Origin of the sequence: Mucilaginibacter sp. (assembly GCF_964263795.1) — a bacterium.
Taxonomy (GTDB): domain Bacteria; phylum Bacteroidota; class Bacteroidia; order Sphingobacteriales; family Sphingobacteriaceae; genus Mucilaginibacter.
Window position 1 is genome coordinate 12,017 of the sequence record NZ_CAXVWK010000083.1, and the last position, 21,955, is coordinate 33,971.

17 protein-coding genes are annotated in these 21,955 nt (G+C 44.3%); 12 read left to right on the forward strand and 5 right to left on the reverse strand.

The window, feature by feature from the left end; all coding sequences use genetic code 11:
* Positions 1-57 precede the first annotated feature (57 nt).
* Genes ACE5CV_RS13840 through ACE5CV_RS13860 form a run of 5 tightly spaced genes read left to right on the forward strand, consistent with a single transcriptional unit; the run spans position 58 to position 6,845 of the window.
* Positions 58-1,131: an efflux RND transporter periplasmic adaptor subunit gene (locus ACE5CV_RS13840; protein WP_374950775.1), complete on the forward strand. Its 1,074-nt coding sequence runs from the start codon at positions 58-60 to the stop codon at positions 1,129-1,131.
* A gap of 4 nt (positions 1,132-1,135) precedes the next feature.
* The gene (locus tag ACE5CV_RS13845; protein WP_374950776.1) at positions 1,136-4,258 is read left to right on the forward strand and encodes an efflux RND transporter permease subunit; all 3,123 of its coding nucleotides are present in this window, start codon (positions 1,136-1,138) and stop codon (positions 4,256-4,258) included.
* 5 nt (positions 4,259-4,263) lie between these two features.
* Positions 4,264-5,583, forward strand: a complete 1,320-nt coding sequence (locus tag ACE5CV_RS13850; protein ID WP_374950777.1) for a TolC family protein — start codon at positions 4,264-4,266, stop codon at positions 5,581-5,583.
* 30 nt (positions 5,584-5,613) lie between these two features.
* Complete coding sequence (locus ACE5CV_RS13855) at positions 5,614-5,997, forward strand: response regulator (protein ID WP_374950778.1); 384 nt, start codon at positions 5,614-5,616, stop codon at positions 5,995-5,997.
* Positions 5,994-6,845 (forward strand): N-acetylglucosamine kinase, encoded by an 852-nt coding sequence (locus ACE5CV_RS13860; protein WP_374950779.1) that lies wholly within the window; start codon positions 5,994-5,996, stop codon positions 6,843-6,845. Before ACE5CV_RS13855 ends, ACE5CV_RS13860 begins: the two co-directional genes overlap by 4 nt.
* Positions 6,846-6,847: 2 nt before the next feature.
* On the opposite strand, the gene lnt is transcribed toward ACE5CV_RS13860, so the two are convergent.
* From lnt to rsmI, 3 genes are all read right to left on the reverse strand, one after another.
* The gene (gene lnt / locus ACE5CV_RS13865) at positions 6,848-8,449 is read right to left on the reverse strand and encodes an apolipoprotein N-acyltransferase (RefSeq protein ID WP_374950780.1); all 1,602 of its coding nucleotides are present in this window, start codon (positions 8,447-8,449) and stop codon (positions 6,848-6,850) included.
* 124 nt (positions 8,450-8,573) lie between these two features.
* Positions 8,574-8,831, reverse strand: a complete 258-nt coding sequence (locus ACE5CV_RS13870; protein ID WP_374950781.1) for a GIY-YIG nuclease family protein — start codon at positions 8,829-8,831, stop codon at positions 8,574-8,576.
* A gap of 79 nt (positions 8,832-8,910) precedes the next feature.
* The gene (gene rsmI, locus ACE5CV_RS13875; protein WP_374950782.1) at positions 8,911-9,648 is read right to left on the reverse strand and encodes a 16S rRNA (cytidine(1402)-2'-O)-methyltransferase; all 738 of its coding nucleotides are present in this window, start codon (positions 9,646-9,648) and stop codon (positions 8,911-8,913) included.
* A gap of 123 nt (positions 9,649-9,771) precedes the next feature.
* Here rsmI and serS point away from each other — a divergent pair, with 123 nt between their 5' ends.
* Positions 9,772-11,043 (forward strand): serine--tRNA ligase, encoded by a 1,272-nt coding sequence (gene serS / locus ACE5CV_RS13880; RefSeq protein ID WP_374950783.1) that lies wholly within the window; start codon positions 9,772-9,774, stop codon positions 11,041-11,043.
* Positions 11,044-11,280: 237 nt separating this feature from the next.
* Here serS and ACE5CV_RS13885 read toward each other — a convergent pair whose 3' ends face one another.
* Together ACE5CV_RS13885 and ACE5CV_RS13890 are read right to left on the reverse strand one after the other, a co-directional pair.
* Entirely contained in the window at positions 11,281-13,098 is a 1,818-nt protein-coding gene (locus tag ACE5CV_RS13885) for a serine hydrolase domain-containing protein (RefSeq protein WP_374950784.1), read from the reverse strand.
* Positions 13,085-14,716, reverse strand: a complete 1,632-nt coding sequence (locus ACE5CV_RS13890) for an amidohydrolase (protein ID WP_374950785.1) — start codon at positions 14,714-14,716, stop codon at positions 13,085-13,087. The genes ACE5CV_RS13885 and ACE5CV_RS13890 overlap by 14 nt, the downstream gene beginning before the upstream one ends.
* 138 nt (positions 14,717-14,854) lie before the next feature.
* On the opposite strand from ACE5CV_RS13890, the gene mutL reads away from it, so the two are divergent.
* The 6 genes from mutL to cysS all read left to right on the forward strand — a co-directional run bounded on the left by mutL (position 14,855) and on the right by cysS (position 21,895).
* Positions 14,855-16,720 (forward strand): DNA mismatch repair endonuclease MutL, encoded by a 1,866-nt coding sequence (mutL, locus tag ACE5CV_RS13895; protein ID WP_374950786.1) that lies wholly within the window; start codon positions 14,855-14,857, stop codon positions 16,718-16,720.
* A gap of 34 nt (positions 16,721-16,754) precedes the next feature.
* Positions 16,755-17,471 (forward strand): rhomboid family intramembrane serine protease, encoded by a 717-nt coding sequence (locus ACE5CV_RS13900; RefSeq protein WP_374950787.1) that lies wholly within the window; start codon positions 16,755-16,757, stop codon positions 17,469-17,471.
* A gap of 33 nt (positions 17,472-17,504) precedes the next feature.
* The gene (locus ACE5CV_RS13905; RefSeq protein WP_374950788.1) at positions 17,505-18,389 is read left to right on the forward strand and encodes a rhomboid family intramembrane serine protease; all 885 of its coding nucleotides are present in this window, start codon (positions 17,505-17,507) and stop codon (positions 18,387-18,389) included.
* Complete coding sequence (locus ACE5CV_RS13910) at positions 18,382-19,488, forward strand: endonuclease/exonuclease/phosphatase family protein (RefSeq protein WP_374950789.1); 1,107 nt, start codon at positions 18,382-18,384, stop codon at positions 19,486-19,488. The genes ACE5CV_RS13905 and ACE5CV_RS13910 overlap by 8 nt, the downstream gene beginning before the upstream one ends.
* Positions 19,489-19,496: 8 nt before the next feature.
* Entirely contained in the window at positions 19,497-20,339 is an 843-nt protein-coding gene (locus tag ACE5CV_RS13915) for an NAD-dependent epimerase/dehydratase family protein (RefSeq protein ID WP_374950790.1), read from the forward strand.
* Positions 20,340-20,404: 65 nt separating this feature from the next.
* A complete protein-coding gene (cysS, locus tag ACE5CV_RS13920) occupies positions 20,405-21,895 on the forward strand; it encodes a cysteine--tRNA ligase (protein WP_374950791.1) in 1,491 nt (496 codons plus the stop codon).
* The last annotated feature ends 60 nt before the right edge of the window (positions 21,896-21,955 follow it).

Genomic DNA, 21,955 nt, shown 5'->3' on the forward strand with positions numbered 1-21,955 from the left:
ATATGCAGGCAAATATTTAATTTAGGAACCTGAACCAATACACGAACCACCATACTAATGAAAACCAAATACATTATATATACTTTACTTGCCTTGCTTATAGCGTTTTTGCTGTACAATAAATTTTTTAGCAAAAAGGCCAAACAAAACAGTGCTGCAACTGCCGGTAAGGGTAAGAAAAAGAATGGCCCGGTATCTGTAAATATAATGGTGGTGAAAGATACGTCTGTACGTAACCAGATAGACATCACCGGGTCGATAGACGCTAATGAACGGGTTAACCTGATCAGCCAGACAGCCGGTAACATTACAGGGATATTTTTCACAGAAGGAAGTAAGGTTGCCAAGGGGCAGCTGTTGGTAAAGGTTTATAACCAGGACCTGCAATCGTCTTTACAGCAGGTGCAGGCCCAAATGGTACTGGCGCGCGACATCAATAACCGCAACAAGATATTATTGGAAAAAGAAGCGGTAAGTAAAGAAGAATATGAAACATCGCAATCGTCATTAGCCGCAATGCAGGCGCAGGCAGGTGTTATTCGTGCACAGATTGCCCGTACCGAGATCCGCGCACCGTTTTCGGGTACTATCGGTTTGCGCAATGTAAGCCCGGGTGGTTATTTATCCCCATCAACTTCAATTGCCACGTTAGTAAATATCGATCCTGCAAAACTTACCTTTTCGGTACCGGAACGCTACCTGCCGATCATTGATAAGGGGAGCAAAGTTACCTTTACTGTTGAAAGCTCTCGCGATAACTTTAATGCTACTGTTTACGCGATAGAACCGGCTTTAGATGCCAATTCACGAACTATTACAGTGCGCGCGAAAGCACCAAACCCTAAGGGGGTTTTAACTGCCGGTGCGTTCGCCAAAATTAATCTAACACTGGATCAGATCCCGAAAACGATCATGGTACCAACCGAATGTGTAATCCCTGATTTGAAAAGCAGTAAAGTTTACATTTATAAAAATGGCGTAGCGGTTGCTAAAAATGTTAAAACAGATCTGCGTACTGATACTAAGATACAAATTGTTGATGGGCTTAAAGCCGGCGACAGTGTTGTTGTATCAGGTTTGATTCAAATTCGCCCTAAATCGCCATTAAAGATTCTTAAAGTTATTAAATAGCAGCATGAGTTTATCGTCGGTAAGTATAAAGAGGCCTGTGCTGGCAACAGTGTTATCTGTTGTAATTGTTGTCTTTGGTATAATTGGATACAAGTTTTTAGGTGTTAGGGACTTTCCATCAGTCGATCCGCCAATTATTTCTGTATCTACCAGTTATTCGGGTGCTAACTCAGATGTAATTGAATCGCAGATAACTGAGCCTTTGGAGAAAGCGATAAATGGTGTCCCGGGAATCCGTAACATATCGTCAACCAGTTCGGTAGGATCAAGTAACATCACAGTTGAATTTGATTTGGATGCCGATCTGGAAACCGCCGCGAATGACGTACGCGATAAGGTATCACAGGCACAGCGCCAGTTACCGCAGGATATCAACGCACCACCAGTAGTTACCAAAGCTGATGCCAGCGCCGACCAGATCATCACCGTTTTGGTAAGCAGTAATACCCGTAACATTACCCAGGTAGATGATTACGCCGAAAACGTATTGCTGGAGGGCCTGCAAACCATACCGGGGGTAAGTACCATCAACGTGCAAGGGCAACGCCAGTACGCCATGCGCCTTTGGATAGATCCTAATAAACTTTCGTCGTTAGGTTTAACGGCTACTGATATTGGTGCCGCACTGGCCCGCGAGAATGTGGAGTTGCCGGCCGGTAAAATTGAAGGTAACAATACCGAAATTACCATCCGCGCCTTAGGAAAATTAACTACCGAAAAAGACTTTAATAACCTTATTATCCGTGCAGACAGCAACCGGGTGATTAGACTGAATGATATTGGCTACGCCGTTTTAGGATCTGCAAATGAGCAGACCGCGCTAAAAGAATCTGGCATACCGATGGTAGGCCTGGCCATAGTGCCGCAACCCGGTGCCAACTATGTGCAGATAGCCAAAGATTTTTACGCCCGTTTAGAGCAGATCAAAAAAGACCTGCCGCCAGACATTACCGTTAAAGTTGCTTTGGATAACACTCGTTTCATCAATAACTCCATCACCGAGGTAAAGGAAACACTGCTTATATCCTTTGTGCTGGTGGTGATCATCATTTATCTCTTCTTCCGTGACTGGCTTATCGCTTTCCGTCCGCTGATAGATATCCCGGTATCGCTGATAGGTGCTTTCTTTATCATGTACGTGTTCGGGTTTTCTATCAACATCCTAACCCTGCTGGGCATTGTGCTCGCAACCGGTTTGGTGGTAGATGATGGTATTGTGGTTACAGAGAATATCTATAAAAAGGTAGAGGCCGGTATGGCTATCCGTAAAGCAGCATTTGAAGGTTCGGCCGAGATCTTCTTCGCGGTAGTTTCTACTTCTGTTACGCTGGCCGCTGTATTTTTGCCTATCATCTTTTTGCAGGGCTTTACCGGCAGGCTGTTTCGTGAGTTTGCGGTCGTCGTCGCCGGCGCTGTATTGATCTCTGCTTTCGTTTCGCTTTCGTTAACACCCATGCTTAACGTTAAGCTGATCCGCAAGAACCAAAAGAAATCGAAATTCTATGAAATGACCGAACCTTTCTTTGTAAACATGACCAATGGTTACAGCGAAACGCTGATTAATTTCATGAAAAAGAAGTGGGTTTCATTTGTAATATTAGCCGCTTCGCTGGTAGTAACCGGCATCCTTGTTAAGGTTACCCCATCTGAACTGGCCCCCCTTGATGACCGTAGTTTGCTGCGTTACACCGTAACCGGGTCTGAGGGTGCTACCTATGAGTACATGACCAATTATATGGATAAGGTTGCCGGCCTGATAGCCGATTCGATACCCGAAGCGAGTGTCAACCTCGAGATCGTCTCCCCGTCATTTGGTGGCGGTGGATCTGCTAATTCGGGCTTTGGCCGCGTTGGTTTGGTAGCGCCGGATGAGCGCGGGCGTACCCAGCAGGAACTTGCCGACTGGCTAAATAAAAAACTAACCAAAATGCCAGATGCACGTGCCATTGTAGTGCAGGAGCAAACCATAAGCGGTGGTGGTAGTGGTGCACGTACCTCATTACCTGTGCAGTTTGTAATTCAAAACCAGGATTTTGAGAAGATACGGAAAGTATTGCCGGAGTTTTTTGCCGAGGTCTCAAAAAGCCCTGTATTCCAGGGATCGGATGTTAACCTTAAGTTTACCAAGCCCGAATTAAGGGTTACTACTGACCGTGACCGCGCCCGTGACCTGGGTGTATCGGTTGATGATATAGCCCAAACACTGCAGCTTTATTATAGTGCGGGCCGATTGGATTACTTCCTGATCAATGGTAAGCAATACCAGGTCATAGCCCAGGTAGACCGCGCCAATCGCGATCAGCCGCTCGATCTGAAATCTGTTTACGTGCGCAGCACCCGCGGCAACCTGGTACAGTTGGATAACGTGGTAAAAGTTGCCGAAAGTGCCAGTCCTCCGTCTATTTATCACTTTAACAGATATAAGTCTGCCACAGTACAGGCTGGCCTTGCGCCCGGCCAAACTGTTGGGGATGGTATCAAAGAGATGGAGCGGATAAAAGCTACCTTGTTAGATGATACCTTCAGTACGGCATTGAGCGGCCCGTCCCGTGATTACGCCGAAGGTTCATCAAACATATTATTTGCCTTTGCCTTTGCCTTGCTGCTCATCTACCTGGTGCTTGCAGCACAATTTGAAAGTTTTGTGGATCCGTTTATTGTGATGTTAACTGTTCCGCTCGCTATATCCGGGGCATTTATATCGCTGTGGTTGTTTGACCAGACGCTGAACATTTTCTCTGAGATCGGTATCATTACGCTGATAGGGTTGGTTACCAAGAACGGGATCCTAATTGTAGAATTTGCCAACCAGCGAATGGAGCACGGTATCAGCAAATATGAAGCTGTTGTAGAGGCTGCTACAGCACGTTTACGCCCCATCCTGATGACCAGTTTAGCCGTTGTATTGGGCTCGGTACCTATTGCCCTTGCATTAGGTGCAGGTGCTAAAAGCCGTGTATCGTTAGGTATCGTAATCATTGGCGGCATGTTATTCTCTTTGGTGTTAACACTTTATGTGATCCCAACCATGTACATGGTATTTGCATCTAAAACCCGCCGCGATCCTGATCATGAGCCGGAAGAAGAAGCTCAAACTAAATCGCCTTTGTTAATTGAAAAACTTTAAGCAATATGAAATTTAATAAAATACTTTGCTTGATTTTTTGCGCCGCAGCTTTAACAACGGGTGTACGTGCGCAGAACGCGCCTTTGCTCACTTTAAAAGATGCTGTAGAAATAGCACTGGCTAATAATTATAACATTAAGCTGTCTCAAAATAATAAAACTATTGCCGGCAATAATGTGACTATAGGTAATGCAGGGTTTTTGCCCGTTGTTACCGGCGATGCCGCCACCACAAACGGAATACAAACTACCCGGCAAACCCGTACCGATGGTACGGTAAATAATATTAATAACGCCCATAACTCTAACAATAACTACGGCGTTAACCTTAACTGGACCATATTTGACGGCTTTAATATGTTTGCCAATTATGATCAGCTAAAGCAGCTTGATAAATTAGGCGCAATCCGTTTGCAGGATACCATTCAAACAACGGTTGCTAACGTAATCAACACGTATTATAACCTGATCAGCCAAAACCAACAGATCAAAGCCCTGGTTGGAGCTATCGAGATCTCGCGCACGCAATTGCGCTACTCAAACGATAAGTTTAACGTAGGCCGGGTATCTAAACTGGATGTTTACAACGCGCAGGTGGCGTTAAACACCGATACAGCATCGTTGATCACACAAGTCCAGCAGTTCCGTACTACCAAGATCCAGCTTAATCAACTACTGGTTCGCGATCTTCAGACAGATTTTTCCGTCGGCGATACAATTATGATAGATGACAAACTGATCCTGGGCGATATACTTGGTAAGGCACAATCGCAAAACCCGGATATTTTGGCTGCGCAAATTAACCGCCGCCTTGCCGAGATCAATCTTAGGCAGATAAAATCTACCCGTTACCCTCAAATAGGGGTAACATCTGGCTATGTGTTTACTAATAGCAGCACTCCTGCCGGCTTTACGTTGCGCCAAAATAACAAAGGGTTTAATTACGGGCTAACAGCTACTATTAATATTTTCGACGGGTTAAACCAATGGCGGCGCGAGCGCAATGCAAAACTGCAGATCAATAACGCTGAACTGCAGGCCAAACAAACCCGCCTAAATGTGGAAGCCGATATCAATAATTTTTACGTGGCTTACCTTGCCGGGCTCGATCTGATCAGGTTTAGCCAGTCGAATGTAGAGCTTACCCGCAAAACACTGGCAATATCATTAGAAAAGTATAAGATAGGTAATATCACACCTTTAGAGATCCGTACGGCGCAGCGTGATTATCTTAACGCGCAATCTGTTTTCTTTTCGGCGCAATACCAATCTAAAATGGCAGAGGTTACGTTAAAACAAATAACTAACAGTATAAATATTCAATAAGAATATTTAATATTGTTAATATTTTAAAAAATGCCTGTTCGCTACAAAACCTGCTTGCTGATAGATGACAATTACATAGATAATTTTGTCACGCGCAAGATTTTGGAAAGTGGCAAATTTGCAGAGGATATTGTAGTGCACCAATCGCCTACAGATGCTATTGAAGCCCTGCGCGATGGCAGCGTAAAACCTGATGTGATATTTTTGGATATTCGCATGCCGCAGATGACCGGCTTTGAGTTTTTGCTGGAGTTTGAGACTATTGAATGGGAAGGTAAAGAGAAAGTGAAAATATTTATGCTTTCATCATCACTTGACCCTACCGATATGAGTAATTCACTTAATAATAAATACGTTGCACAGTTTGTGCATAAACCCCTCACGCACGAAGCGCTTGAGGAACTTTGTACATGATTTTAGTAGCAGATAGCGGATCATCCAAAACAGACTGGCTGCTTGAGATAGCAGGCGAAGAACCCAAAGCATTCAGGTGCGTAGGGTTAAACCCATACTTCCTTACCGAGAAAGAGATCGTTAAAATTTTACAGGAACAGATCCCCGAGCTGATAGCTTATGCCGGACAGATAGATGAGATCTACTTCTTTGGTGCGGGATGCTCAAGCCCGGACAGGCATGAGATCATTTCTAACGCGCTCAGCACATTTTTTACCCGGTCATATATCAGTGTGGACAGCGATCTTTTGGCTTCGGCATATGCCACTTGCGGGCGCGAAAAAGGTTTTTGCTGTATATTAGGCACCGGCTCAAATATATCTTTTTTTGACGGTGAAGATATTCACGACGGGCAACACGGGCTTGGCTATGTATTAGGAGATAAAGGGGCTGGTACCGCAATCGGTAAGATTCTGGTCACTGATTTTTTATATGGGCGGATGCCGTTAGATATCAGTATGAAGTTTAATAATGCTTATCAACTGAATAAGGAGATCGTTATTAAAAATGTGTACCAGATGCCCAGGGCAAATTCATACCTGGCGTCATTCTCCAAATTTTTAAGCGATATCAGGCAAACTGACTATGCCCAACACCTGCTTAGAGTGATATTTCAGGAGTTTATAGATACTAATGTAAAATCCTATCCTCAGTTTAACAAATTCAAGTGCCACTTTGTAGGATCTGTCGCATACGTTTTCTCCGCCGAACTGAACACTATTTGTAAAGAAAACGATGTGCATGTAGGCAAGATCATCCGCCAGCCTATTAACGATCTGCTGGAGTTTATGATCAAACGTAATCAATAACTTTATTTCTTACGCCTTTTTATAACCAGGAACACAATGCCGAAAATAGCTAAGGCACTGCCGGTTTTAGGCAAATAATCGCCGTGGGCGGAGTAAAAGGTAACTTCGGTATTAAGATTAATATCCTGCTTCAGCGCCGCTCTTACCCACCATTTACTTTGTTGCACCACATCGCCCCGTTGATTAATGAATGCCGAAATGCCGGTGTTAGCCGATCGGCATACCCATCTGCGTGTCTCGATAGCCCGCAGTTTGGCATAATCCATATGCTGATCCTTACCGGAGGTGTTTTCCCACCAGCCATCATTGGTTATAATAGCAATAAACTGTGCACCGTTATCGACAGCCTTTGCTACCCAGCCCCCCCAAAGTGAGTCGTAGCAAATTACAGGCGCAGCGCCTATTCCGCTTTGCGAATAAAACACTCCCGGCTGGTCCTGAACGGTGTAAGCCCCGGTTGCACCCCCTAAATGCTCAAATACGGGTTTCAGGAAGAATAACGCATTACCGAATGGCAAAGATTCTGCCCCCGGCACCAGCCGCGATTTATGGTAAAACTGCACTTTCTGCGAGTTTTCGATATTAATTGCTGAGCTATAGTGATCCCAGAAGCCCCCATTTGGCATTGGAGAAGCCGTCTTATTTACGCGGGTATTATAAGTACGGTAGGTTTCGCCGCCCGTTATAACATTTCCGTTTTTGTATTTATTTAAAAACTGTTTCACCTGCGCGTAATGAGTACTGGTAAGGATATGGTCTTCATCAATAAAATCATCAATCGCGGTTTCCGGCCAGATAAAGAATTCTGTGTTGGTTTGGCCAATCGAATCTGACAAAGTGGTAAGGGTTTTAATCTGCTGGTATACCGGGATAATACCTTTGTCGTAAGGGTCTACATTCGGTTGAACCACTACCACGTTGGATGGGTTGACCACCTCTTTATAATTATAATAGCGGTATAAAGAAAAACCAAGCGGCAAAACAAATATAAGCAGGACAGCGGCTATCAATTTAATACGCGATTTGCTGTTTTGTGTTTCTCGCAATCCTATATATAACAAAAACAGAAGGATGTTGATAACCCACACCCAAATAGTGCCGCCGTATACGCCGGTATATTCATACCATTGGATCCACTGATGTGATACCGCGAACCCGTTACCCAGCGTCATCCAGGGGAAGTTAAGGTCCCAGCTTTGGTGCAAGTATTCATAACCTAGCCAAAAGCAAACCAGTGCAACAAGGCTCAGTGCACGGTTGGTAATTAACCGCATCCGATAATATAACCAGCAAGCTGTAGCCATTAACAGCGGGCCGAGCGCGTAAGGTATCAGCGTGATAGGGGCCGCTACAACAGGGCCAATGGTTTTCAAAGAATTATAAACCCAGTAGATGCAGAGTACATTCCACACAAAGAAGCCAATGAAGGTAGTGTTAAAGATCTTTTTACCCTTTCCGCCGGTTGTCGACCCGATGATGTTTTCCATTGCCAGCAGCATAGGTACAAAACCTAAAAAAAGTAAAAAGGTAGTATACGGCGTTGGTGGCCAAGCAATCCAAAGCACCAGGCCGGATAAGATAGATAAGGGAATATTTTTTTTCATTTTGTATTGTAAAACTTACTACGTCATTCCGAGGAACGATTGATTGTCATTGCGAGCGATAGCGCGGCAATCTCGTAGCCAATGCATTAACGTTTGGTTTCAATCATACCAACCATCGCTCAAATCATTCCAAGCTGGATTTTCGTTTATTACTAAATTTATCTTTTTTTGCCGTGAACCCGCTTAACTGTTTTTCACGATCAATGGCATCCTGTATCCATTGAAATTGCTCAAAATATACCAATTTATTACAATCGTATTTTGCAGAAAACCCTTTATACGTTTTTTGTTTATGTTGTAAAATGCGCCCTGATAAATCACTTGTAACTCCTATAAAATACAGTGTTGACTTTATTGGTAATGATATAAATAGCAAATTCATTTATCTGCATAATGTTTAATTTGCATAAGAGGAGATTGCCACGCTATCGCTCGCAATGACATATTTACTTTGACAAAACTTAGTCCTCATCATCATCCGCATACTTCCGCTTTTTTTTATCACCTTCGGCAGGGGGGGCACCGGCTACGCACATTACAAACTCACCTTTTAAGGGGTGCGTCTCAAAATACGCCTTTACCTCGGTTACAGTACCGCGCACGGTTTCTTCAAACATCTTAGTCAGCTCACGCGATACAGATAACTGCCTGTCGGCACCAAAATAAATAGCCATTTCATCCAGCGTTTTCAATAAACGGTGTGGCGATTCATAAAGTATCAGCGTACGTTCTTCTGTAGCCAACTGTTTGTAACGGGTTTGCCGGCCTTTTTTAAGCGGTAAAAAGCCTTCAAAACAAAATTTATCTGTGGGGAAACCGGAGTTAACCAATGCGGGCACAAAAGCTGTTGCGCCCGGCAGGCACTCCACCGCGATATTAAATTTTAACGCCTTACGTACCAGGAAAAAACCCGGATCAGATATGGCAGGCGTACCCGCGTCAGAGATCAATGCAATGTTTTGGCCCATCAGTAAAAACTTGATGATCTCGTTGCTGCTTTGGTGCTCATTATGCTGATGGTGTGCAAAAACCTTATTCTGAATTTCGAAATGCTTTAGCATCGGTGCAGATGTACGTGTGTCCTCAGCAAGTATCAGGTCGGCCTCTTTCAAGATCCGTATCGCTCTAAAGGTCATATCTTCCAGGTTACCAATGGGTGTGGGTACCAAATATAGTTTGCCGGGCGTAGTTGGGTTCATGGTTTTGGTAGATAGTAAATGGATGATAACCGATAGTAATGCACATTTGCTGCAGCTAAATATCTACCTACTATCGGGTATGGTCTATCTACTTATTTATATCTTTGCCTAAAAATTATAATAATGCTGCAAGTTAGTTATATCCGTGATAACAGGGAACAGGTTTTAGAACGTTTGGCTGTAAAAAATTTTAAACAGCCGGAATTGGTGGATGAGGTAATTGGACTGGACGAAAAACGCCGCCAGACTCAAAACCAACTGGATACTGTATCATCGCAAGCTAACGCCGCTGCCAAACAGATTGGCGAGCTAATGCGCACCGGAAAAAAGGACGAGGCTGAAGCTATTAAAGGTAATACCGGCAAATGGAAAGAAGAAGGTAAGCAGTTGGCTGAGCAATTAGCTGCGCTGGAAGAAGAGCTGCAGGAAAAGCTTGTGCTGTTGCCCAATCTGCCGCACTCATCAGTACCCAAAGGTTTAACACCGGAGGACAATGAAGTGGTGCTGGAGAACGGCAGCATTCCGGAGTTGCCGACCAATGCGCTACCGCATTGGGAACTGGCTGCTAAGTACAATTTGATAGATTTTGAACTGGGTGTTAAAATAACCGGTGCAGGTTTTCCTGTGTATAAAAACAAAGGCGCCAAACTACAGCGTGCGCTTATTAATTTCTTTATTGATGAAGCAGAAAAAGCGGGTTACAGCGAAGTAAGCGTTCCCCTGATGGTGAACGAAGCCTCAGGTTTTGGCACCAGCCAGCTGCCGGATAAAGAAGGCCAGATGTATTATGTAGGAATAGACAACCTTTACCTAATCCCCACTGCCGAAGTGCCGATTACCAACCTTTATCGCGACGTGATTTTAAAGGCTAATGAACTTCCGGTTAAAAATTGCGGGCATACGCCTTGTTTCCGCCGCGAGGCAGGCTCTTATGGCGCGCACGTACGTGGTTTAAACCGTTTGCACCAGTTTGATAAGGTCGAAATTGTACAGGTAGTGCACCCGGATAACTCTTACGAGGTGTTAGAGGGCATGAGCGCGCATGTACAAAGCTTGCTGCAAAAGCTTGGTTTGCCATACCGTGTGTTACGTCTTTGCGGCGGCGACATGGGTTTTGGCAGTGCCCTTACCTATGATATGGAAACCTGGAGCGCTGCGCAGGGCCGCTGGTTAGAAGTATCATCCGTATCCAACTTTGAGACCTTCCAGAGTAACCGCTTAAAATTGCGTTTCCGTAATGCCGAGGGTAAAACACAATTAGCTCACACGCTTAATGGCAGTGCATTGGCTTTACCACGAATAGTAGCTACGCTGTTAGAAAATAATCAAACGGATAAAGGTATTAAGGTACCGGAGTGTTTAGTGCCCTATACTAAGTTTGAGTGGATTGATTAGTGTAAGAATCATAACCGCTTGTCATCTTAAAAGGTAGTGAGAAATCCACTTACTTTGCTTAGCTGAAAATTGCATATTGAAAAAGATTTCTCCTCGCTGTCGTTCGTTCGAAATGACATTTGCACTTTTTAGTTATAAGCGTCTGACCACCAGCAAGTAGCTTAGAAAGACACACAATCATATTTCTGGATATAAATAACAAGAGCGGCGATTGCCGCTCTTGTTATTTATAGGTGGTTACATCCCCTTTTGTATCGCCTCATAAATAGCATCCTGGATCCTTGGGCGGATGTTGAGGCTGCCTAATTTACTGCCCACAGTTGGATTGACACGGTTTGACAGGAATACATAAACCAGGTTATACTTAGGATCAACCCAGATACATGTGCCGGTATAACCCGTATGTCCGTAAGTTTGATCGGATGCCAGTTTTGACGGATAGTGCCTATCAGCAATAGGGTCCCAGCGGTCAAAACCTAAACCACGGCGACTTACTGCAGACTGCTTAGCTGTAAACAAGTCGACCGTTTCAGGCTTGATGTATTGTACGCCTCCATATAAACCCCGGTTTAGCATCATTTGGTAAAGTATGGCAAGATCGTTCGCTGTGGCAAACAAGCCCGCGTGGCCGGCAACACCGCCCATTAGGGCTGCGGTTGGGTCATGAACATACCCAATTAACAATGAATGACGATCCGTTTGGTCGTTTTCTGTTGGTATGATGCGATCTGCAGGGAAACGGTATAAAGGTAAAAAACCTGCTGTTTGCATCCCCAGTGGATTATAAAAATTCTTTTGTGCGGATATATTTAGCGGAGTTGCGCTGAGTGTCTCGATGATTTGCTGCGTCATGATCAGGCCAACATCACTATAAACATATTGGCCTCGTGTTTTAACGGGCGACTTCAAAACATCCGGCCACATCACATCCTCGAAATAATTTTTCCTTAAAAAGTAACCGTTATTTACTTTGGTTGGATAGGCAACTGATGAATCAGCTGCATGATCAGAAGGCTTGATCTTACCAAAGGTTTGAATATCCGGGATCAAACCCGCCTGGTGTTCTAATATCTCGCGAACAGTTAAGTTTGCTTTATTAGTTTTGCGGGTGGATGATAAATAAGTCCCTGCTGTTGAGTCAAGTATCAGTTTACCCTGGTCATACAGCTGCATAGTTTCCATAGTAGCTGCCGATACTTTGGTCATAGATGCGATATCAAATATGTCGGTGATCTTATCGGGCTGCAGGTTATCGTAAGTATGATATCCGTAAGCTTTGTTAAAGATCACCTTGCCATCTTTAGCAACCAAAACCACGCAGCCCGGAGTCGCTCTTTCGCGTATTGCCTCGCGGGCGATATCGTCTATGGCTTTTAAGTTATCGGCGTTGATGCCTGCGTCTTCGGGCACAGAATAAGCCAAACGGATCTTAGTGGTAGTAAAGCCACTGCCCGATCTGTATTTTGGCGTAAACGTTTTAATTAATCGTTGGGTAATGGGCTGCCCGCCAAATACCACCTGAGCTACATATAATGCCGATACCGGCGTTACCCTTGCCGACCAGATGATAGGCGCGGTAACATCATTAAGCTTGGCCAAAGATGAACCATTGCCCCAGTAAGCGATTACCATATTCTTCATCTTTTGATTAGCAGCGATGAAGTTTATGATCTGCGGATTAGTTAGGTCTATATCATTTACCTGTACCACAAGCGTGTTGTAAAATTTGGTATCCATTGCTAGCATGTCCAGGGTTTTCACGCCCAGGTAATCGTTACCGGTAAAAGAGGTCACTTTTGTGTATTTGTTTAGCAAGCTGTCAAAAGCTATAGCATAAGTGTTACCAAAACGAATGCTGGCTACCCTGGTGGTCTCTAAACTTTGCAGTGGTACAATCTTGTTCTCATTGTTTAACAACACCGTAGTTTGCTCTACCGAACGCTCTTCCTGCACATAAGCTTTTCCGGTAAAGGGAGGTTGCTGTGCACATGCCGAATTAAAAAGAACTATACCTGTTAGCAGGATAAAAAATAAATTCCTGCTATTTTTTCTCATAAACCTTAACACCATTTATAAACGTTTTTAGTACTTTAACATTAGGCAGCTCACCGCCTTTAACTTTCATTATATCCTTGTCAAGGATAATAAAATCGGCGTATTTGCCAACTTCTATGCTACCCTTTTCCTTCTCTTCAAAATTCGCTTTTGCTGCCCAGGTGGTCATGCCCCTTAAAGCCTCTATCCGGTTCAAAGCGTTCTCCATCTGGAACCCTGATGATGGAGATCCCTTCAGGTCCTTACGTTCGGTGGCTGCATAGAACGTATACATCGGGTTAATATTTTCTACCGGGAAATCTGTACCTAGTGGAAGCCATCCATTTTGCTGCATTAATTGTTTGTAGGCATAACCCGTTTTTAACCGGGCTGCACCAAGGCGTTTAGCCGCCCAAACCATATCAGATGTGGCATGTGTGGGCTGTACCGACGGGATGATATTGTTATCACCAAAAAGTTTTAAATCCTCCGGCGCTACTATCTGTGCGTGTTCTATACGCCAGCGCTTGTTGTTTTTGCCTTTTAGGTTTTCGGCATAAATTTTAAGTATGGTGCGGTTGGCAGAGTCGCCAATGGCATGCGTGCACATCTGGAAACCTTTTGCCGCTATCTTTTTTGCAACCTCTTCAAAATGTGCTTTGCTGCTTAGTAAGAAACCGTTCCATTTAGCCGAATCTGCATAGGGCTTTAACAGGCAGGCCCCGCGCGAGCCCAGGGCGCCATCGGCATATACTTTAAAAGCCCTTACATTTAACCCCGGCGTTTTATAAGCGCCCCGTTTAAACAAATATTCGTAGTTCTCTTCCTGGTCGGCCAGCATTACATACATCCGCATTTTAAGATCACCTTTGTGCTGCAGGGCGGCAATAGTGCTCACCATGGTATAAGGTAACCCGCAATCATCAACAGTGGTTAAACCAACGGCAAAACAATTGCGCTGCGCATCAAGCAAGGCATTTTGAGTAACCTGCTCGGTTGGTGAAGGGATCTTACGGGTAACAATACCCACGGCATTATCTACCAAAATGCCTGTTAATTTGCCTTTAACAGTTTCTATAGTACCGCCGATGATGGTTTGACCGGGTTTAACACCTGCAATATTCAATGCTGCCTGGTTGGCAATAGCAGCATGGCCGTCTATCCGGCTCAGTATCACAGGTCGTACCGGGAATAATGAGTCTAGTTTAGCTTTGTTAGGAAAGTTTTTGTTGGCCCAAACGTTCTGGTCCCATCCGTTGCCAATGATCCAGCCTTCCGTATGAAGGCGGGAGTACGAGTTAACGGTGTCCAGCACAGCCTGCCAGCTTTTAGCGCCGGTAAGCTTAACTTCCTGCAAGCCAAGGCCGTATTCATAAAAGTGAGCATGTGCATCAATAAACCCGGGATAAACGGCCTTACCACCGGCATCTACCACCTCGCGTGCCAGGTATTTTTTCTCCAGGGTATCAATATTACCAACAGCTGCAATCTTTCCTCCGCTTACCACAAAGGCGTTCGCGGTAGTAAAGGTGCTGTCTACCGTATACACCACGGCGTTTTTAACTAACAGGTCGGCATTGTATTCTTTTTGTTTGCATGCCGCTACCAGCAAAAACAGCACGGGCCATAATTTCTTCATATATCTTTAACAGGAGGATGTAAATAAATATAGCGTAAGTACTATATACAACTATGTAAACGTAAAGTTATGCAATCAAATAATTAATTTAGCATCGAAAAGAAAACCGCCTTTTGGCGAAGAAGGGAAATCAATTTAATGCCAGATATAATTCAGCTTTTACCGGATGCGGTAGCCAATCAAATAGCCGCCGGCGAGGTGGTACAACGGCCAGCATCCGCAGTAAAAGAATTGATAGAGAACGCGATAGATGCCGGTGCAGATAAAATTCAATTGATACTGAAAGACGCCGGAAAATCACTGATACAAGTAATTGATAACGGATGCGGCATGAGTGTTACTGATGCGCGCATGTGTTTTGAACGCCACGCTACCTCGAAGATCCGCAAGGCTGAAGACTTGTTTGCCATCCGGACGATGGGTTTCAGGGGCGAAGCAATGGCCTCTATTGCTGCCATTGCCCAGGTGGAATTAAAAACCCGCCGGCATGAAGACGAGTTAGGCACCTGCATTTGTATAGAGGGGAGCGAAGTGATCAAACAGGAAGCCTGTTCGGCTAACGTAGGCAGCGCTATATCCATAAAAAACCTGTTTTATAATACCCCTGCCCGGCGCAATTTTTTAAAAAGCAACCCGGTGGAGATGCGCCACATTATAGACGAATTTCAGCGGGTAGCACTGGCTAATCCGCAGGTGTTTTTAACGCTGCATCACGACGGGCAGGAGGTATATCATCTGCCGGCATCAGGTATTAAACAACGTATTGTGCACCTGTTTGGCAATAATTATAATCAGCGGCTGGTACCGGTAGAGGAGGATACTACCATTATTAACCTGCGTGGCTTTGTAGGCAAGCCCGAGTTTGCCCGTAAAACCCGGGGCGAGCAATTCTTTTTTGTGAACAACCGTTTTATTAAAGATGCTTACCTTAACCATGCAGTGCTTACGGCGTTTCAGGAGTTACTGCCCGATGAAACTTTCCCGCTGTACGTGCTTTTTATTGATATAGACCCAAGCAAGATCGATATCAACGTACATCCCACAAAAACCGAGATTAAATACCAGGACGAGAAGTCAATTTATGCCATCATCCGTTCGGCAGTTAAGCGCTCTTTAGGAAAATACAACATTACTCCTACGCTTGATTTTGACCAGGAAAATAGTATCGGTCACCTCATTACACCCAAACCGTTTGATGAGATCATACAGCCGTCGATCGCTTTCAACCCCGATTTTAACCCCTTTGCTAATGAGAAAAAAGCAGAGCGGGAAATCCCGTTCCTGAGAGATAATTCTGCCGGTAATCATCATCAAACCGCTATCCCGCGCAACTGGGATACCCTGTATGAGATTGCAAAAAAAGAGGAAATCCTGCAGCATGAAATGCACGAGCAGCAAAGTATGCCAGCGGTTGAAGAACAAGAAATAACCAAAAGCAGCGAGCGCCAGTTTTTCCAGGTGCATAACCGCTTCATCATGTCGCAGATCAAATCGGGGTTTATGCTCATCAGTCAGCAGGCGGCACACGAGCGCATTTTGTACGAGCGCTTTTTACTGCAATTGCAAAATCATTCGGGTACCAGTCAGCAAAGCTTATTCCCGCAGTCGGTTACACTAAACAGCGCCGATTTTGAGTTATTGAGAGAACTGTTGCCTGATATCCGGGCGCTTGGTTTCGACATCCGCGAGTTTGGCAAAAATACTGTTGTTGTTGAAGGCATTCCTGCAGATATTGGCAACGCTAATGAGCATGAGTTGCTGGAGCAGCTATTAGAGGGATTTAAAAACAACCTGACTATTTTAAAGTTAGATAAACGCGATAACCTTGCCCGTTCATTGGCACGTAACGCCGCTATCAAAACGGGGGTTAAGCTGTCATTAGAGGAAATGAACCAATTGGTAGACCAGCTTTTTGCCTGCCAAATGCCAAATTTAGCTTTAAACGGCAAGCCTGTTATTACTACCTTTACCATGGCCGAATTAGCGGAACGATTTGAAAAATAGCGTAACAGCTTAACTATATACTCATAACTAAACAATGCAATCACCATTTGCCAACATGCCGCCGGTTGTAAAAAACCTGCTTATTATTAATATCATTTTCTTTATAGCTACGTATGCGCTGGCACAGGTAATTGACTTAAGGTTGTATCTGGCTGCTTATTATCCGCTATCGCCAATGTTTAAGCCATGGCAAATCATAACCTATATGTTTATGCATGGCGGTTTCACGCACATCCTCTTTAACATGTTCGCGCTCGTGTCTTTCGGGCCAATGCTGGAAGCCACGCTGGGGTCTAAAAGGTTTTTTAATTACTACTTCATCACCGGTATAGGCGCTTATGTGCTTTATATGATAGTTCAGGCTATCCAGATCCATGCTATTGCAGGGGCGTTCACCATTCCTCATCCGGAATTGGAAGCATCTTATTTTAATTATGGAAGTCAGGAAAACGCGCAAGCTTTGTATGGGTTTTTCAACGCCCCAATGTTGGGTGCTTCAGGGGCTATATTTGGCATACTGGTTGGCTTCGCCATGCTATATCCTAATCTGGAAATGATGATCATGTTTATCCCCGTACCTATTAAGGCAAAATACGTGGTTATCGGCTACATCGCTATTGAATTATTTTCGGGGATTGGCCGTTTCTCTGGCGATTCGGTAGCGCATTTTGCACACCTGGGTGGCGCGCTGTTCGGCTTTATCTTATTAAAGATCTGGCGTGTGCAAAAGCCAAACAATTTTTATGAGTAGATGGTAGTTATTGTTATATAATTTTCTGTGAAAATGAGTACCCTGTGGCAAAATATTCAGTATAAGATCCAGCAGTCGGGCAGTAAAATAAGCCTGCTGATCGGCATCAATGTGATCGTTTTTTTATTGATCAATGCCACGGCTATTGTCGAGCAGCTTTTTAGCGGGTTTGGTAATAGCGCCATTTTGTATTTTACAAACGATTATCTGCTTTTGCCGGCATCATTGCCCAAATTGCTCACCCGATTCTGGACACCCATTACCTATATGTTTATGCATGCGGGTATATTCCATATCCTGTTTAACATGCTTTGGCTGTATTGGATGGGGCAGATCTTTGAAGAATATCTGGGTAACAAGCGTACAATCGGCCTCTATATCTTTGGTGGCCTGGCCGGTGGTTTGTTATTTGTAGCCTGCTATAATCTGTTGCCGGCTTTTACGAATGTTAACGCCGCGGCAACCAGCACCATTGTTGGCGCATCGGCAAGTGTAATGGCGGTTATAATAGCTACTGCAACACTGTTACCTAATTATACCATTTCCCTCATATTAATTGGTCCGGTAAAGCTAAAGTGGATAGCGGTGTTTTACATAATTATTGATTTTTTAGGCATAGCAGGCGCTAATGCCGGCGGCGAAATTGCCCACCTGGGCGGCGCGCTGATGGGTTTTATTTACATTAAACAAGTACAGCGCGGCAACGATTTTATATTAGCAATAGATAAGCTATTTAAAAAGCCGAAGCCTAAAATGACGGTTGTTGCCAATACTACCGCACAAAAAAGATCACATGATTTACCCCGCCAGGACGAGATTGACCGTATATTAGATAAAATTTCGGGCTCGGGGTATGATAGCCTGAGTAAACAGGAAAAAGAGACACTGTTTAGAGCAAGCAACCATAGTGATGGCTAAAAAAAAGGGGTTAAGCTTTTTTAATAAATTACTTTTTTACTTCAATTGCCTGCTTTGCCTGGCCCTTTTGTTAAGTTACCTTGCCGGGTACATCGACCCGCGTAAAGTTTGGATCATTGCTTTTTTTGGATTGGCCTATCCGCCGCTGTTGCTTTTTACAGCAATTATGGGTGCGTACTGGCTATTGCGAAAAAGCTGGTATGCGTTGTTATCCGTCGTTACCATTGCCGCAGGCTATAATGTTTTGGCTAATAACATCGGGTTTAAATTACCTGCAGATAGCGACCCGTCGCTAAACAAAAATGTAGTCACCCTGATGACCTATAATGTGCATAATTTTAAACCTTACGGCTCACCCAATACGCCGGCCTCAAGGCACCAGTTTTTAGAATTGATAAAAGATCAAAGCCCGGATGTTATTGGCATGCAGGAGTTTTACACGCGCAGACGTGGCCAGTACCAGATGATAGATTCGCTAAAGCAGATATTGAACAGTAAAGAATATTATTACGAGCCGTTCGAGTCTGTACCCGATGAATCTATGGGGATAGCCATTTTTAGTAAATATAAAATACTTGACCACGGCTGGATAGATTTTAAAACCAATACAGGTAACCAATGCCTTTGGGTAGATATTGATAAGAATGGTGCTAAATTCCGGTTATACAGCATTCATTTACAATCAATCCATTTTGAGCCGGAAGACTACCGGTACCTGGGTAAGTTGTCAAACCAGGGTAAAACAGATATGAACGCTACCAAACGGGTAGGAAGTAAATTAAAAAGTGCTTTTGCCAAACGTGCCGAACAGGTTTTTATGGTTAAAGATCACGCTAAAAACTGCCCTTACCCTTATGTGATAGCCGGCGATTTTAATGACACCCCCGCATCATTTGCGTTTACACAAATGAGCAAAGGGTTAAAAAATGCCTTTCGTGAAAAAGGCAGCGGACTGGGACGGACTTACAACGGAGATTTTCCAAATTACCAGATCGATTTTGTAATGGTTAGCCCGCAGATTGGTGTTAACGATTACCGGATCATCGAAAAGAAACTATCAGATCATTACCCTCTTAAAACCGAATTGGTATTAAATTAACCCAGCAAATGAAAGTTTGGCTTACCGGATCATCAGGGCAATTAGGATCGGCCACAGTAAAGCACTTAAGGCAACACGGCCATCATGTGCACGGGGTTGATGTAGTTGCTGCTGATACTACTGACGAACTTTTAGATATCAAAGATAAAGCTGCAGTTGAGTTGTCGGCCCTTGGGTTTGATGCCATCATTCATACTGCCGCCATTCATGGTAAGCATTATGAACTGAACTACCCGCGCGAGGCATTTATTGATACCAACATCTGCGGCACACTTAATCTGCTCAATACCTGCGTAAAAAACGGAATCAGCAAATTCCTTTATACCAGCACTACTTCTATCTACGGTAACGCCATGGTAGATGCAGGCAGGGCAGTTTGGGTAGACGAAAATTTAATTGAACAACCGCGCGACATCTACGATATTACAAAGCAAACTGCCGAGCAGCTGTGTAAGGATTTCTTTTATAAAGAAGGTTTGCAGGCTTCTGTTTACCGTGTTGGCCGCTTTTTGCCCGAAGATGATAACCTGCGCACCAACCATCGCCTTTATCGTGGGTTGGATGAGCGCGACGGTGCTGAAGCTTTACGCTTAGCGCTTGATGCTCCGTTCACCGATTTCGAGATCTTCAATATCTCGAGCGGATCGCCGTTTAAACAGGAGGACCTGGAAGTGCTGAAATATTCGCCTGTTCAGGCTATCCTTAAATACTATCCGCAAGCCGAAGCAATTTACCGGGCAAAAGGCTGGTCGTTCCCTGCAAGTATTGACAGGGTGTATGTGTCTGACAAGGCTGGGCGATGTTTGGGCTATCAACCGCAGTACACGTTTGAACACCTGCTGCAACAATAGTCACATAAACGTAGCCATTAATAATCCTGTCGGCTTCAAATCAAAAAAATTGTAAGTTTGCGCACATGGAACAAAAATTATTTGTTTACAACACTTTAACACGTAAAAAAGAAGAGTTTAAGCCGCTGAATGCCCCTCATGTGGGCATGTATGTTTGCGGCCCTACCGTATATAGCGATGTTCATTTAGGCAATTGCCGCACTTTTATTTCATTCGACCTGATATTCCGTTACCTGCTGCATTTGGGGTACAAGGTACGCTACGTACGTAATATTACAGATGCTGGCCACCTGGAGGGCGACAGCGATGAGGGAGAAGATAAAGTATCTAAAAAAGCCAAAATTGCCCAGCTGGAGCCTATGGAAATTGTGCAGAAATATACGGTTGATTTCCACAATGTAATGCAAATATTTAATGCCCTGCCACCTAGTATCGAGCCTACGGCTACAGGGCACATTATTGAGCAGATTGAGTTGGTTAAAGACATCCTGGCCCAAGGGTATGCCTACGAAGAGAACGGCTCGGTATATTTTGATGTAGAAAAATATAATCAAACACAGGATTATGGCATTTTAAACGGCCGCAAGCTGGAGGATATGCTGAACAATACCCGCAGTTTGGGCGGCCAGCACGAAAAACACGGCAAGCTTGATTTTGCACTTTGGATAAAAGCCAAGCCCGAGCATTTAATGAAATGGCCATCACCATGGGGTGTGGGCTTCCCTGGCTGGCACCTGGAATGCTCGGCCATGAGCAATAAGTATTTGGGCCAGCAGTTTGATATTCACGGCGGCGGTATCGACTTGATGCCTACCCACCACACTAATGAAATTGCGCAAAGCGTAGCTTGCTGCGGTAAAAACCCTGCGTCTTACTGGCTGCATACCAATATGCTGACAACTAACGGGCAAAAAATGTCCAAATCCTTAGGGAATAGCTTTTTGCCGCATGAATTGTTTTTGGGATCGCACCCCTTGTTAAAGAAAGGATATGGCCCTATGGTGGTACGGTTCTTTTTTATGCAGGCAAGCTATCGCAGCACCGTCGATTTCAGTAACGAAGCGATAGAAGCTGCCGAGATCTTTTACAAAAAACTGGCCGAGTCTGCCAAAAAATTGGCATCATTAGAACAAAATACACTTGTTGCTGTTGAAGCGGAAACCGATTTGGCTATAAACGAATTTTGTGAGGACTGCTATCGCGGCATGAACGACAATTTTAATTCGCCAAAAACGTTAGAGGCATTAAGCAACCTGTCCAAATGGGTTAATTCATTTGCTGCGGGCACCCGTAACTCGGGCGAGATATCGACGCAAACGTTTGAACGGATGAAGAAAACCTACAACGATTTCTTCTTTGATGTTTTAGGTTTAAAACAAGATAAGGCCGAAAGCGGCGATACCGGACAGTTGATGGAATTGATTGTTAAGCTGCGCAATGAAGCTAAGGCTAATAAAGACTATGCTACATCTGATAAGATCCGCGAAGGACTTAAACAGGCAGGTTTCCAGCTGAATGACAACAAACAGGGAACTACCGACTGGGTTAAAATTTAAAACAACAAGTACAACGGGCGCAGGGCATGCCCGCCATACCTTTATATAAACTGATAAATG

Bases quoted from the DNA above. Each gene is read 5' to 3' on its own strand.
- ACE5CV_RS13855 (WP_374950778.1), top strand. From the start codon at position 5,614: ATGCCTGTTCGCTACAAAACCTGCTTGCTGATAGATGACAATTACATA.
- ACE5CV_RS13845 (WP_374950776.1), top strand. From the start codon at position 1,136: ATGAGTTTATCGTCGGTAAGTATAAAGAGGCCTGTGCTGGCAACAGTG.
- ACE5CV_RS13840 (WP_374950775.1), top strand. From the start codon at position 58: ATGAAAACCAAATACATTATATATACTTTACTTGCCTTGCTTATAGCG.
- ACE5CV_RS13885 (WP_374950784.1), bottom strand. From the start codon at position 13,098: ATGAGAAAAAATAGCAGGAATTTATTTTTTATCCTGCTAACAGGTATA.
- ACE5CV_RS13905 (WP_374950788.1), top strand. From the start codon at position 17,505: ATGAGTACCCTGTGGCAAAATATTCAGTATAAGATCCAGCAGTCGGGC.
- ACE5CV_RS13850 (WP_374950777.1), top strand. From the start codon at position 4,264: ATGAAATTTAATAAAATACTTTGCTTGATTTTTTGCGCCGCAGCTTTA.
- ACE5CV_RS13910 (WP_374950789.1), top strand. From the start codon at position 18,382: ATGGCTAAAAAAAAGGGGTTAAGCTTTTTTAATAAATTACTTTTTTAC.
- serS (WP_374950783.1), top strand. From the start codon at position 9,772: ATGCTGCAAGTTAGTTATATCCGTGATAACAGGGAACAGGTTTTAGAA.
- ACE5CV_RS13860 (WP_374950779.1), top strand. From the start codon at position 5,994: ATGATTTTAGTAGCAGATAGCGGATCATCCAAAACAGACTGGCTGCTT.
- mutL (WP_374950786.1), top strand. From the start codon at position 14,855: ATGCCAGATATAATTCAGCTTTTACCGGATGCGGTAGCCAATCAAATA.
- rsmI (WP_374950782.1), bottom strand. From the start codon at position 9,648: ATGAACCCAACTACGCCCGGCAAACTATATTTGGTACCCACACCCATT.
- lnt (WP_374950780.1), bottom strand. From the start codon at position 8,449: ATGAAAAAAAATATTCCCTTATCTATCTTATCCGGCCTGGTGCTTTGG.
- ACE5CV_RS13900 (WP_374950787.1), top strand. From the start codon at position 16,755: ATGCAATCACCATTTGCCAACATGCCGCCGGTTGTAAAAAACCTGCTT.
- cysS (WP_374950791.1), top strand. From the start codon at position 20,405: ATGGAACAAAAATTATTTGTTTACAACACTTTAACACGTAAAAAAGAA.
- ACE5CV_RS13890 (WP_374950785.1), bottom strand. From the start codon at position 14,716: ATGAAGAAATTATGGCCCGTGCTGTTTTTGCTGGTAGCGGCATGCAAA.
- ACE5CV_RS13915 (WP_374950790.1), top strand. From the start codon at position 19,497: ATGAAAGTTTGGCTTACCGGATCATCAGGGCAATTAGGATCGGCCACA.
- ACE5CV_RS13870 (WP_374950781.1), bottom strand. From the start codon at position 8,831: ATGAATTTGCTATTTATATCATTACCAATAAAGTCAACACTGTATTTT.